11 protein-coding genes and 1 other RNA gene are annotated in these 13,528 nt (G+C 72.5%); 1 reads left to right on the top strand and 11 read right to left on the bottom strand.

Features of this window, described 5'->3' with window-relative positions:
* Positions 1-97: 97 nt before the first annotated feature.
* The 11 genes from ACFV1L_RS02750 to ftsE form a co-directional block, all read right to left on the bottom strand.
* On the bottom strand, positions 98-379 hold the full coding sequence (locus tag ACFV1L_RS02750; RefSeq protein ID WP_030459611.1) for an HU family DNA-binding protein: 282 nt from the start codon (positions 377-379) through the stop codon (positions 98-100).
* 438 nt (positions 380-817) lie between these two features.
* Entirely contained in the window at positions 818-2,293 is a 1,476-nt protein-coding gene (locus tag ACFV1L_RS02745) for an NAD-dependent malic enzyme (RefSeq protein WP_380362253.1), read from the bottom strand.
* Positions 2,294-2,639: 346 nt separating this feature from the next.
* The gene (locus ACFV1L_RS02740) at positions 2,640-4,940 is read right to left on the bottom strand and encodes a HelD family protein (protein ID WP_380362251.1); all 2,301 of its coding nucleotides are present in this window, start codon (positions 4,938-4,940) and stop codon (positions 2,640-2,642) included.
* 105 nt (positions 4,941-5,045) lie between these two features.
* Positions 5,046-6,182 (bottom strand): uroporphyrinogen-III synthase, encoded by a 1,137-nt coding sequence (locus ACFV1L_RS02735; RefSeq protein WP_380362250.1) that lies wholly within the window; start codon positions 6,180-6,182, stop codon positions 5,046-5,048.
* 173 nt (positions 6,183-6,355) lie between these two features.
* Positions 6,356-7,726, bottom strand: a complete 1,371-nt coding sequence (locus ACFV1L_RS02730; RefSeq protein ID WP_380362248.1) for a nitrate/nitrite transporter — start codon at positions 7,724-7,726, stop codon at positions 6,356-6,358.
* Positions 7,727-7,910: 184 nt separating this feature from the next.
* Positions 7,911-8,289, bottom strand: a transfer-messenger RNA (tmRNA) gene (ssrA, locus tag ACFV1L_RS02725).
* 145 nt (positions 8,290-8,434) lie between these two features.
* Positions 8,435-9,697, bottom strand: coding sequence for an alpha/beta hydrolase (locus ACFV1L_RS02720; RefSeq protein WP_380362247.1), 1,263 nt, complete (start codon positions 9,695-9,697; stop codon positions 8,435-8,437).
* A gap of 83 nt (positions 9,698-9,780) precedes the next feature.
* Positions 9,781-10,257, bottom strand: coding sequence for an SsrA-binding protein SmpB (smpB, locus tag ACFV1L_RS02715; protein ID WP_380362246.1), 477 nt, complete (start codon positions 10,255-10,257; stop codon positions 9,781-9,783).
* Positions 10,258-10,301: 44 nt separating this feature from the next.
* Complete coding sequence (locus ACFV1L_RS02710; RefSeq protein WP_380362245.1) at positions 10,302-11,423, bottom strand: S41 family peptidase; 1,122 nt, start codon at positions 11,421-11,423, stop codon at positions 10,302-10,304.
* A gap of 35 nt (positions 11,424-11,458) precedes the next feature.
* On the bottom strand, positions 11,459-12,367 hold the full coding sequence (gene ftsX, locus ACFV1L_RS02705; RefSeq protein ID WP_380362243.1) for a permease-like cell division protein FtsX: 909 nt from the start codon (positions 12,365-12,367) through the stop codon (positions 11,459-11,461).
* An 11-nt stretch (positions 12,368-12,378) separates the two neighbouring features.
* Entirely contained in the window at positions 12,379-13,068 is a 690-nt protein-coding gene (ftsE, locus tag ACFV1L_RS02700; protein ID WP_035863161.1) for a cell division ATP-binding protein FtsE, read from the bottom strand.
* A gap of 261 nt (positions 13,069-13,329) precedes the next feature.
* Here ftsE and ACFV1L_RS02695 point away from each other — a divergent pair, with 261 nt between their 5' ends.
* On the top strand, positions 13,330-13,518 hold the full coding sequence (locus ACFV1L_RS02695) for a hypothetical protein (RefSeq protein WP_380362242.1): 189 nt from the start codon (positions 13,330-13,332) through the stop codon (positions 13,516-13,518).
* Positions 13,519-13,528 lie beyond the last annotated feature (10 nt).

Genomic DNA, 13,528 nt, shown 5'->3' with positions numbered 1-13,528 from the left:
CCCGGTCGTGGTGGGCCTCCCCGCCTGACGGCCTGCGAAACCGCGGGGGGCCGGCCCCCCCGAGGGGCGGCCGGCCACCGGTGCGTTCAGCGGAGGGTCACTTGCCCTTCGCGGCTTCCTTCAGCTTCGAGCCGGCGCTCACCTTGACGCTGTAGCCCTCGGCGATCTGGATCGGCTCGCCGGTCTGCGGGTTGCGGGCGGTGCGGGCAGCACGCAGGGTGCGCTCGAAGGTCAGGAAACCGGGGATGGTGACCTTCTCGTCGCCCTTGGCGACGACCTCGCCGGTGATCTCGGCGAAGGCGGCCAGCACGGCGTCGGCGTCCTTGCGGGTCACCTCGGCGCGCTCGGCCAGCGCGGCCACCAGCTCACTGCGGTTCATGTGTACTCCTGTGGTCTGTTGCTCTGCCGTGCGCGGAGGCATGGCCGGTCCGCGAACGGTGCTCGTTCAGGCGAGGGGTGGTCAGGGGCCGGGCTCGCACCGCGAAGCGCCGCAAACTGCCCGCCTGGGTACGAATCCTGCCCCGACCGGCACTGAGAAAGCCAATCGGGCACCGGCGTGGTTGACCCGAACAGCGCCCGCCGGACAGAGGTATGACGCTCCGTCGGCTCCGGGGTGTCCGGGGCGGGCGGCGGCCGGGACGACACGCCGTGGCACAACCGGGGACGTTCCGTACTTGTCGGACACGCCACCCCGTCGCAGGGCTACGGTACGCCTTGGCACCGACAAGCCCAAACACGCCCCTTGCCCTTGTGTCGCAAGGGATCCGGCACGTTCGCCGCAATCCGGGCGCGGCGAGCGTGCCGGTCGCTCACCGGCTCAGAGCTGAACGGCCGGGAACGCGGCGGTGTCGAGCGTTCCGACGATGCCCGGGGTGGGCCTCGCGGGGGCCGCCTCCGCGTCGCCACGGGCCGCCACGGCGGCGTCCCGGACGGCCGCGGCGACGGTCTTGGCGACGCCCGGGTGGAACACGCTGGGAATGATGTAGTTCGGGTTCAGCTCGTCGTCGGCGACGGTGGTGGCCAGCGCCCGGGCGGCGGCCAGCATCATCTCGGTGTCGACGCTGCTGGACTGGGCGTCCAGCAGGCCGCGGAAGACGCCGGGGAAGACCAGCACGTTGTTGATCTGGTTCGGGAAGTCGCTGCGGCCGGTGGCGACCACCGCGGCGGTCTGCCGGGCCACCGCCGGGTCGACCTCCGGGTCGGGGTTGGCCAGCGCGAAGACGATCGCGTCCTCGGCCATGGTGGCCAGGTCGTCGCCGTCCAGCACGTTCGGGGCGGAGACGCCGATGAACACGTCGGCGCCGGCCACGGCCTCCTTGAGGGTGCCGGTGCGGCCGGAGCGGTTGGTGTTCTCGGCGATCCAGCGCAGGTTCTCGTTCAGGTCCTCGCGGCCCAGGTGGACCACGCCCTGCACGTCCGCCACGGTGGCGTGCGCGACGCCCGCGGCCATCAGCAGCTTGAGGATCGCGGTGCCCGCGGCGCCGGCGCCGCTCATCACCACGCGGATCTCGCCGATCTCCTTGCCGACCACCTTCAGCGCGTTGGTCAGCGCCGCCAGCACCACGATCGCGGTGCCGTGCTGGTCGTCGTGGAAGACCGGGATGTCCAGGGCCTCGCGCAGCCGGGCCTCGATCTCGAAGCAGCGCGGGGCGGAGATGTCCTCCAGGTTGATGCCGGCGAAGCCCGGGGCGATGGCCTTGACGATCGCCACGATCTCGTCGGCGTCCTGGGTGTCCAGGCAGATCGGCCACGCGTCGATGCCGGCGAAGCGCTTGAACAGCGCCGCCTTGCCCTCCATCACCGGCAGCGCGGCCTTCGGGCCGATGTTGCCCAGGCCCAGCACCGCGGAGCCGTCGGTGACCACCGCGACCGAGTTGCGCTTGATGGTCAGGCGGCGGGCGTCCTCCGGGTTCTCGGCGATCGCCATGCACACCCGGGCCACACCGGGGGTGTAGATCATGCTGAGGTCGTCGCGGTTGCGGATCGGCAGCTTCGAGGACATCTCGATCTTGCCGCCGAGGTGCATCAGGAACGTGCGGTCGGACACCTTGCCGATGCTGACGCCGTCGATCGCCCGGAGCTTCTCGACGATCTCCTGGCCGTGCGCCACCGAGGAGGCGGCCACGGTGACGTCGATGCGCAGCGCCTCCAGGCCGGACGCGGTGACGTCCAGGCCGGTGACCGAGCCGCCGGAGGACTCGACCGCGGTGGTGATGGAGCTCACCGCGTTGCCGGTGGCCGGCACCTCCAACCGGACCGTGATCGAGTTCGAGACACTGGGCACCGTCGCCATCGACGTCCTTCTTCCTAGAATCAGCAGGCCGTGACCGGCCCGGTAATCGCGCAGCATGCTAGGTCTCGATCGTCGCACCAACCGGGGGCTTGTCAGAAATAACGTTCATTGAGTGTGCGGATCCGACAAACCGCACCGGGCCCCGGTCCGACGGCCTCCTTGCCCGTCGGCGCGGATGCGTTACATTGGAACGGCACCGGCTCGATCCAAGCCCCCGGGCCCAACCTTCGTCCCTTCGAGGGACCACTTGCCGCGAGGCGAGCATGGCGGGTCGGTGTTCAGCTTCACGAAAGGCCCCCCACCTCCGGGTGGGGGGCCTTTCGCGTCCGTGCCGCTCCGGCGGTCGCTACTTCAGCAGCGCGGGCACGCCGGCCGCGTCCGGCAGGTCGTCCGGGCCGGACAGCACCGTCAGCCGCTGGGTGGCGCGGGTCAGCGCCACGTACAGCACCCGCAGGCCCGCCTCGGACTCGCCGGCGATGCCGGTCGGGTCGGCGACCACCGTGGCGTCGTACTCCAGGCCCTTCGCCTCCAGGCTGCCCAGCGCCACCACCCGCTCGCCCAGGCCGTCGGCCCAGGACGCGGCCTCCGCCCGGCGGTCCATCGGGACGACCACCGCGACGGTGCCGTCGACCTCGGCCAGCAGCCGCTCCAGCTCGGCCCGGGCGGCCTTGCCGAAGGACTCCGCGTCGGCCTCCCGGACCGCCGCGAACCGCGGCTGGACGCCGGTCGCCCGGACCGCGCTCGGCGACGGGGTGCCCGGCGCGGCCAGCGCCAGCACCTTCGCCGCCACCTCGGCGATCTCCGCCGGGTTGCGGTAGTTCACCGTCAGCGTGTGCCGGCGGCGCGGCTTGCCCGCCAGCACCTCGTCCATCGCCGCCTGCGCCTCCTCCGGGAACGGCCAGGACGACTGCGCCGGGTCACCGACGATCGTCCAGGTCGCCGACCGGGAGCGGCGGCCGATCATCCGCCACTGCATCGGGGTGAGGTCCTGCGCCTCGTCGACGATCACGTGCGCGTACTCCCGGCGCTCCTCCGGGACGCGCTCGCGCTCGCGCCGGCCGTAGGCCCGCTCGCCGTACGTGGTGACCTCGTCCAGGCCGGTCAGCAGGTCGATCGCGTCGACCTCGCGGACCTTCGGGCGGGCCGGCTCGCCGAGCAGCACCTGCAGTTCGTCGACCAGCGCCACGTCGTGCGCGGACAGCTCGCCGGCGCCGCGGTCGTCCAGGTGCCGCCAGGACGCCGCCAGCAGGCGGGCCTCCTCCGGCGTGACGGCTCGGCGGGCGATCCGGTTGGTGTGCCGGTGCTGGCGCAGCGTGGCCAGCACCCGGCGCGGGGTGACGGCCGGCCACCAGGCGTCCAGGAAGGCCAGGAACGGCGCCTCGTCGGAGACGTACTCGTCGAAGGACTCGCGCTCCTCCTGGCGCTGCTCGCGCTCCGCGTGGCTGACCGGCTTCGGCAGGTCGCGGACCGCCTCCGACCAGAGCGCGTCCAGCAGCAGGCGGCGGGCGCGCGGGCGCAGCAGGTTCAGCGGGGTGCCGCCGCCGCCCACCACGTTGCCGCGCACCGCCTTCAGCCGTCCGGCGTCCAGCCGCAGCGCCCGGCCGCGGGCGAACACCTTCAGCTCGGTCGGCGCGCCCAGCTCCAGGGCCGCCCGGGCGGCCCTGCGCAGCAGCTGCACCATCCGCGAGGAGCCCTTGATCCGGGCCACCTCGGGGCTGTCGTAGCGGGTCGCCTCGACGCCGTCGACCAGGCTGCCGACCGCGCGGATCGCGACCTGGCCCTCCTCGCCGAGCGAGGGCAGCACGCCCTCGGTGTAGGAGACCAGCAGCGGCGTCGGGCTGACCACCAGGATGCCGCCCGCGTACCGGCGGCGGTCCTGGTAGAGCAGGAACGCGGCGCGGTGCAGGGCGACGGCGGTCTTGCCGGTGCCGGGCCCGCCGGTGACCAGGGTGGCTCCCGCCGCGGCGGCCCGGATCACCTCGTCCTGCTCCTTCTGGATGGACGAGACGATGTCGCGCATCGTGTGGCCGCGGGCCCGGCCCAGGGTCGCCATCAGCGCGCCGTCGCCGACCACGGCGAGTTCCTCGCCGTCCAGGGTCGGGGTCAGGTCGGGGCGCAGCAGGTCGTCCTCGACGCCGATGACCTTGCGGCCCTTGGAGCGGATCACCCGGCGGCGGATCACCCGGCCCGGCTCCAGCGGCGTCGCCCGGTAGAACGGGGCCGCCGCCGGGGCGCGCCAGTCGATGACCAGCGGGCCGAACTCGGCGTCGAGCACGCCGAGCCGGCCGATGTGCAGGCTCTCGGCGACCGCCGGGTCGGCCGGGTCCATCGGCGTCTGCGAGGGGATCCCGTGCTCCTCGGGGGCATCGGCCTGCTGGAGGTCGATGCGCCCGAACAGGAAGTCCTCGAACTCGTTGTTCAGCCGCTGCAGGTGGGCGCCGGCGCGGTACACCTGGGCGTCGCGCTCGGCGAGCGCGCCGGGGGTGCCGACGTGCACGCGCTTCGCGGCGTCCTCCAGGATGTACTCCGCCTCGGCGAGCTTCTCCTCCAACCGCCGGTAGACGGTGTCGAGATGCTGCTGCTCCCCCGCGATCTCGCGGTCGCGGACAGTGTCGGTGTGGTGCTCGGCAGAGCCGTGCGCGCCCAAGGAGCCCCCAGAGGTGCGGAGAAAAAGGCGGACGGACGATCTTACGGGATGAACTGTTCCGCAGACGAGGGCCGCCCCGCCCGGGGCGCACCGGCCGGGGGCCGGTCAGCGGTCGAGGGTCAGCCGGTAGCCCCGTTTCACGACCGTGGTGATCAGCCCGGGCACCCCGAGCGCCTGCCGCAGCCGGGTCATCGCGCTCTCCACGGCGTGCTCGTCGCCGCCGCTGCCGGGCAGCGCCCGCAGCAGGTCCGCACGGGCCACCACCCAGCCGGGGTGCCGGGCGAGCGCCCGCAGCAGCGCCATGCCGGCGGGCGGGACGGGGCGCAGCCGGCCGTCGACGACGGCGGCCCGGCCGCGCAGTTCGAGGGTGTGGCCGGCCACCGGGAGGCTGCGGGCCCGTTCCGGCAGCGCGGCGCCGAGGGTCTGCACCATGGCGCCCAGCCGCATCCGCTCCGGCCGCACGACGGGGACGTCGTGCGCCTCCAGCGGGGCGGCGGTGACCGGGCCGACGCACACGGCGAGCACCTCGCGGCGCAGCGCGGTCAGCAGCTCCGCGGTGCGGCCGCGGGCGGCGGCGCGCTCCAGCAGGCCGATCGCGGCGGGCGCGGAGGTGAAGGTGACGGCGTCCAGGGCGCCCGCGCAGACCGCGTCGATCAGCCGGTCCAGCGGGCCGGTGTCGGCCGGCGGCAGCCAGCGGTAGACCGGCACCTCGACCACCTCCGCGCCGGCGGTGCGCAGCGACTCGACGAAGCCCGCGAGCGGGGCGCCGTGCAGTTGGACGGCGATCCGGCGGCCCTCGACGCCGTCGGCGAGCAGCTGCGAGAGCACCTCGGCGGAGGACTCGGTGGCGGCGGAGAACGACTCGCGCAGGCCGGCCGCCCGGATCGCGCCCTTGGCCTTGGGGCCGCGGGCGAGCACCGAGGCCCGGCCGAGGGCCGCGCGCAGGTCCTCGCCGAGGTCCCAGCCGTCGGCGGCCTCCAGCCAGCCGCGGAAGCCGATGCCGGTGGTGGCGACGGCGAGGTCGGGCGGGTCGGCGATCAGCGCGCGGGTGGCGGCCAGCAGGTCGCCGTCGTCGGCGAGCGGGACGATCCGCAGCGCGGGGGCGCGCAGCACGGCGGCGCCGCGGCGTTCCAGCAGGGCGGCGAGTTCGTCGGCGCGGCGGGCGGCGGTGATGCCGACGGTCCAGCCGGCCAGCGGTCCGGCGTCGGGGTTGGCGGGGGCGGGGTCGACGGGGTCGGCCATGGCGGCGGCAGTCCTTCGGTGCGCCGTGCGGGGGCCCGGCCGGTCCTGGGCCGGGGGGCGCGGCGGCGCGGTGGGTGGCGGGTGGGTGGTCCATCGTCGTCGTCGGGGGTGACGCCCCCGGGTCGGGCGGGTGTCCGGCGTGTTTCGCGGCGGCCCGGGGGCGTGACGGCACGTCAGACCCGGACGGGCGCGGGCGCGTCGGCGCCGTGCGGGGCCGCGGCGGGGCGGCGCAGGTAGACCGCCCAGGTCAGCAGGGAGCAGCCGGCGTAGGCGGCGAGGAAGGCGACGAACGCCGGGGTGCCGGTGTGCACGGTGCGGAAGGACTCGCGGAAGGCGAGGTTGATGAACAGTCCGCCGAGCGCGCCGACGGCGCCGATCACGCCGATCGCGGCACCGGACATCCGGCGCGACCAGGCGGCGGCGTCGGCGGCGGCGGTGCCGGCGGCGATCAGGTCCTGCGCCTTGGCGTCGAAGATGCCGGGGATCATCTTGTAGGTCGAGCCGTTGCCGAGGCCGGCGAGCGCGAACAGGGCGACGAACCCGGTCAGGAACAGCGGCAGCGAGCGGATCGCGGACGCCCAGGTGACGGTGCCGGCGGCGGCGGCCATCGCGGCGAAGTTCCACAGCGTGATCCGGGCGCCGCCGAACCGGTCGGCGAGCTTGCCGCCGAGCGGGCGGGCCAGCGAGCCCAGCAGCGGTCCCAGGAAGGTGAGTTGGGCGGCCTGCAGGGCGGTGCGGCCGAACTGGTTCTGCAGCACCAGGCCGAACGCGAACGAGAACCCGATGAACGAGCCGAAGGTGCCGATGTACAGCGCCGACATCAGCCAGGTGTGCTTCTCCCGGACGACCGCGGCGAGCGCCCCCGTGTCGGCCTTCACCGGCGCCAGGTTGTCCATGAACAGGGCGGCGGACACCGCGGCCAGCACGATCAGCGGCAGGTAGACGCCGAGCACCAGCCGCGGGTGACCGGCCCCCGCCAGGGCGATCACGGCGAGCGCGACCAGCTGGATCACCGGCACGCCGACGTTGCCGCCGCCGGCGTTCACGCCGAGCGCCCAGCCCTTGTGCCGGGCCGGGTAGAAGGCGTTGATGTTGGTCATCGAGGACGCGAAGTTGCCGCCGCCGACCCCGGTGAGCGCGGCGACCAGCAGGAACGTCCCGTACGAGGTGCCGGGGTGCATCACGTACGCGGCGGCCAGCGTGGGCGCGAGCAGCAGCAGCGCGGAGACCACCGTCCAGTTCCGGCCGCCGAACCGGGCCACCGCCACGGTGTAGGGAATCCGGACGAAGGAGCCGACCAGGGTCGGCACGGCGACCAGGAAGAATTTACCGGCCGGGTCGATTCCGTACTCGGGGCCCATGAACAGCACCATCACCGACCACAGGCTCCAGATCGAGAAGCCGATGTGTTCGGAGAGCACCGAGAAGACCAGATTGCGGCGGGCGGTGCGCCGTCCTGTGCTCTCCCAGAACGCCGGGTCCTCCGGATCCCAGTGCTGGATCCATCTCCCGCCCGTCCTGCCGTTCGTGGTGGTGCCGTTCATGGGCTGCTCCTCCGAGTGCCGTAGGCCTGTGCCACTGACGTTAGGAGTCCACCGTTTCGGATCCGTGGTCCGCTGTGAAGGGTTGTTGACCGTCTGTTCACCCGGCGCCGGGCCGGGCTGTGAGGGCCGGAACGCACGAAGAGCCGCCCTCCGCGTGGAGGACGGCTCTGCGATGCACATGGGGTGGTGGAGATGCCGGGAATCGAACCCGGGTCCAGTGGAGAGGATTCAGGACTTCTCCGAGCGCAGTCCGCTGTGATTTTCTCGGCCCTGGCGGTCACGCGGACAAGCCGCCAACAGGCCCAGCCGCTGTTTGGTTTCCCCGCCACCCCCGCGGCCGGGGTGGAAGGTTGAGTTCCCTAGATTATGCCAGGATCCGGGTCGGGAACGCCCCGGGCTGACACCCATTCACTTTCGCTGATCAGGCAGCGAGAGCGAACTGCTGGGAATCGCGCTTAGAGTTGGCGATTATTTTTTTGCGACACGTGGTTAACGAGATCATTGCCGCATTCCTCGGCTCGCTTCTCCTGTTTCGACTGCCACTGTCGAAACCGATCATCCCCATGTTGATTTGACAAACAGCTCCGGAGGGCGGGGCCCTCCGGGTGATGCGCTGCCATAGTACTCGGGCGGCGCGTCAAGGGTCCAGCGCATTAACGAGCGGCGTCCGGCGGGGCGGGCGGCGACGGGGCCGGGACCGGCCCGCGGTCAGCCGGTGGCGCCCGGCAGGCCGAGCTCCCGGGCCAGCCAGGGCAGCGACTGCTTGAAGGCGAAGGCGCCGAACTGCCAGTCGTGCTTGCCGGGGTGGATCTCGACCCGGGTCTTCAGGCCGGCCGCGTTGGTGGCCCGGTCGAGTTCCTTGGCGTTGGCGATGTGGCCGGCCTCGGTGTCGCCGACCATGAAGAGGCCGGAGGAGGCGCTGTAGTCGCCGTGCTTGCCGCGCAGCACCGTCAGCGGGTCGTTGGCGGCCCAGGCCGCGGCGTCGCCGCCGTACAGCTGGGAGATGGTGTTCTGCTTGCTGCCGGTGTTCGGCCCGAGGTCGCCGGCCATGTCGACGAAGTGGCCGAACACGTCGGGGTGGACGACGCCCAGGTCGAGGGCGCAGGTGCCGCCCATCGACCAGCCGGCCGCCGCCCAGGCGTGCGGCCCGGAGGCGGTGCCGAAGGTCTTCACGATGTACGGCGGGATGTCCTTGACCAGGTGGTCCTGGGCCTTGCCGGCCGGGCCGTTGACGCACTCGGTGTCGGCGTTGAAGCCGCCGGTGGCGTCCACGAAGACCAGCACCGGGGCGTAGCCGTCGTGCGCGGCGGCGTAGGCGTCGGCGGTCTGCACCGCGTTGCCGACCCGCACCCAGTTGCTGGGCGCCATGAACTGGCCGCCGATCATCTCCACCACCGGCAGCTGCGGGCGGACCTTGGTCCTGAACCAGGCCGGCGGCAGGTAGACCAGTTCCTGGCGGTGCTGGAAGCCGCTCGGCACGGCCGGGATGTCGACCGCGACGACCCGGCCCTCGGTGGCCTTGCCGACCGTGACGAGCGCCTGGTCGAGGCTCATCTGCTGCGGCACCGGCGCGCCCGCCAGGTCGGCCAGCGCGACGTCCACGCTCGGGTAGTAGCCGGTGGCGGCGTTCAGCGAGTTGGCGCCGCAGAGCAGGGCCAGCGCGGCGGCCACCGGCACGGCGGCCATGTTCCACCAGCGGGCGTGCTGCAGCCCGAACGCGAACGTGCCGAGCGCCAGCAGGGCGCAGAACACCCAGAACCACAGCCCGACCGGCAGTTCGTCCTGGACGTCGCCGAACAGCGCCACCAGGACGGCGATCAGGCCGGTGGCCAGGAGCGCCCCGCCGGCGACCCACGGCAGTCGGCGGCGCAACCAGAACGGGCCGACCCGGACCACCGCGGCACCCACCGCCGCGAGGGCCAGAATGCGCAAGGTCCAGGGGAGCCAGCCGCTCAGCAGTGAGGAGTCCACCCGGAGATCGTACGGAAACGTCCGGTCACCGCACGCAACCGGGGTGGCACGCCCTTGACCTGACGCGGGCTCACGCCGCCGGCTCAGCCCTGCCGGCGGCGGGCCGCGGCCACGGCCCGGTCGGCCTCGCGGCGGTCCTGGCGCTCGCGCAGGGTCTGCCGCTTGTCGTAGAGCTTCTTGCCGACGGCGAGGGCGATTTCGAGCTTGGCGCGGCCGTCCTTGAAGTACAGCGACAGCGGGACCAGCGTGTGGCCGGTCTCCTTGGCCTTGGACTCGAGCTTGCGGATCTCCATCTTGTGCAGCAGCAGCTTGCGCTTGCGGCGGGCCGAGTGGTTGGTCCAGGTGCCCTGGGTGTACTCGGGGATGAAGACGTTGTCGATCCAGGCCTCGCCGCCCTGGATGTACGCGTAGCCGTCGACCAGGTTGGCCCGGCCCTCGCGGAGCGACTTGACCTCGGTTCCGGTGAGCACCATGCCGCACTCGTAGGTGTCGAGGATGGTGTACTCGTGCCGCGCCTTCTTGTTCTGCGCGACCAGCTTCTTGCCCGTTTCCTTTGCCATAGCTCCGTCATTCTCGCACCTCGGGGGCGGCGTCGGCAGCCCCTTTACGGCGCGGCGGGCCCCGGGTCGACGGGGCTCAGCCCGTCCAGCACCTTCAGGGCCAGGGCCTCGGCGCCGGCGTCGTCGCCCGCGGGGGCGGGGACGTCGGGCTGGACGCCGGTGCCGTCCGGGGAGCCGCCGGCGGGCGTGCGGTAGCGGCCGACGGTGAGTTCGAGCACCGAGCCGTCGGCCAGCCGGCTGGGCTGCTGGACGGTGCCCTTGCCGAAGGTGCGCCCGCCGACCAGGACCGCCCGCGAGCGGTCCTGCAGGGCGCCGGCCAGGAGTTCGGCGGCGCTCATGGTGCCGCCGTCGACCAGCACCACCAGCGGCACGGCGGTGTCGCCGCCGGCCGCGGCGGTCAGTTCGCGCTGCTCGCCGTGCACCTGGTAGCTGGCGACCGGGCCGCCGTCGAGGAACACCGAGGCGACGCCGACGGCCTCCTCGACCAGGCCGCCGGAGTTCCCGCGCAGGTCCAGCACGACGCCGCGGGCACCGGCCGCGGCGGCGCGCACCTGGTCGGCGACGCCCTCGGTGAAGGCGTGCACGGCGATCCGCGCGACCCCCGGGCGGGGGCGGTCGGTCTCGACCTCACGGGCGGCCAGTTCGGCCCGGGTCAGGCTGAGTTCGCGCACCGGCCCGTCCTCGCCCTGCACGCCGAGGGCGACGGCGCTGCCGGCCGGCCCGCCGCGCAGCCGGGACACCACCTCGGTGACCGGCAGTTCCTCGGCGGGGACGCCGTCGACGGTGACCAGCCGGTCCCCGGCGGTGATGCCGGCCCGGGCGGCGGGCGAGCCGGGCAGCACCTCGGCCACCTCGGTGGGGCCGTCGGCGCTGCGGCCCACGGTCAGTCCGACGCCCGGGTAGCGGCCGCCGGTGAAGTCCCGGTACTGCTGCGGGCTGAGGTAGGCCGCCCACCGGTCGCCGCTGGCGCCGACCAGCTGCCGGGCCTCCTGCGGGCTCAGGTCGGCCCCGGTCAGGTCGGCGCGGCGGGCCCCGTCGGACGACGACGGGGCCCGGGGCGAACCGATCGGCTCGCCCCAGGCCCCGGATGCGGCGCCGGCGAACAGCACGGCGCCGAACACCAGCCCGAGCGTCATCCCCTGGCGTACTCGCGGCGCAGTCGGCATGCCGCCGAGTCTAGGGCCTCGGCGGCGACGGACCGTCAGACCTTCAGGTACTTCCGGAGGGTGAAGAACGCCGCGATGCCGGCCATCAGCATGCCGACCACGACCATCAGCGGAATGACCGCCAACACCGAGGACAGGCCGATGAAGTGGATGAACGCCACCTTCTTCGCCAGCCAGCCCTGGACGAAGAAGTGTCCGCCCAGCAGCAGCAGCGAGGCCAGGCCCGCGCCGAGCAGCGCGGCGAACGCGGCCTCCGCGATGAACGGCATCTGCACGTAGAAGTTGGACGCGCCGACCAGCCGCATGATGCCGGTCTCGCGGCGGCGGCTGAACGCGGACACCCGGACGGTGTTGACGATCAGCAGCAGTGCCACGCAGAGCATCAGCGTCATGATCACGAAGGCGGCGGTCTGCAGGCCGCGCAGCAGGCCGAACAGGTTCTCCAGGATCTTCCGCTGGTCCTCGACCGACTTGACGCCCGGCTTGCCCGCGAACTGGCTCTGGATCACGTCGTACTTGGTCGGGTCGCTCAGCTTGACCCGCCAGGACGCCGGCATCGCCTCCGGACCGACCGCCGCGAGCAGCGGGTTGTCCGGGTTGGACTCCTTGAAGTGCTGGTACGCCTCGGTCGGGGTCTCGAAGGTGGAGCTCTGCACCAGCGGGGTCAGCTTGTCCAGCTCGGACTTCACCTGCTGGATCTGGTCGTTGGTGGCCGCTCCGCTCGCGCACTGGGGCGAGTTGTGGTCCGCCTTCGCGCAGAAGTAGATGCTGACCTCGACCTTGTCGTACCAGTAGTCCTTCATGGAGTTGACCTGGTCGCGGACGAGCAGCGAGGCACCGGCGAGGGCGAGCGAGAGCGCGACACTGACCACGACGGCGATCGTCATGGTCAGGTTGCGGCGGAGACCGACGCCGATCTCCGACAGAACGAACTGGGCGCGCATGCTTCTCTCTTCTAGCTCTGGTATCCGTAGACGCCGCGGGCCTGGTCGCGGACCAGCAGGCCCTTGTCGAGCTCGATGACGCGCTTGCGCATCTGGTCGACGATCGCCTGGTCGTGGGTGGCCATCAGCACGGTGGTGCCGGTCCGGTTGATCCGGTCCAGCAGCTTCATGATCCCGACCGAGTTCTGCGGGTCGAGGTTTCCGGTGGGCTCGTCGGCGATCAGCAGCATCGGCCGGTTCACGAACGCCCGGGCGATCGCCACGCGCTGCTGCTCACCGCCCGACAGCTCGCCGGGCATCCGGTCCTCCTTGCCGCCGAGGCCGACCAGGTCGAGCACCTCGGGCACCACCTTGTTGATGGCGCTCTTCGGCTTGCCGATGACCTCCAGGGCGAACGCGACGTTCTGCCCGACGGTCTTGTTCGGCAGCAGGCGGAAGTCCTGGAAGACGGTGCCCAGCTGGCGGCGCATGTGCGGCACCTTCCAGTTGGACAGCTTGCCCAGGTCCTTGCCGAGCACGTGCACCGCGCCGGTGGACGGGCGCTCCTCGCGCAGGCACAGGCGCAGGAACGTCGACTTGCCCGAACCGGACGAGCCGACCAGGAAGACGAACTCGCCCTTCTCGATCTCCAGCGAGACGTTGTCCAGGGCCGGACGGTTCTGCTTGGGATAGGTCTTGGAGACGTTGTCGAATCTGATCACGGCTGCATCACGGGGGCCATCCTAGGTGGATCGGAGCCAGTGACCTTACGCGATGCCCATGGACACCCGCAGTGACCGAACGCCTACCGACCGGTGTTTCGTCAGGTGCGGTTCCGGTTCGGAACGGAAATTGCGAGGTACGTCACAGATCGGTAACCCTTCCCCTCCGGGGGCCCGGGTGTCCGGAACCTGGCAGAGTGGTAGGGAGTCGGAACCGAAGCCGCCTCCGGCACGTTGGCTCTGCAGCAAGGAGGAGATCGCATGACCTGCGACCAACTGGTGTGCGCCAACTGCAACGGTCGCGTCGTCGACGGCCGCTGCCCGGTGTGCCGCGCCAACCGCGCCCGGCTCCAGCAGGAGCAGCACGGGCCGTTCGCCGCGCTCAGCCCGGCGGTCCTGCTGGCCGTCCTGTGCGCCGCCGTCCTCGCGCTCGCCCTGCTGGCGCGCTGACCCCGAGACC

Origin of the sequence: Kitasatospora sp. NPDC059646, from assembly GCF_042734615.1 — a bacterium.
Lineage (GTDB): Bacteria > Actinomycetota > Actinomycetes > Streptomycetales > Streptomycetaceae > Kitasatospora.
Note: the sequence above shows the minus strand (reverse complement) of the source record. Positions and strands in the feature narration are given on the sequence as shown.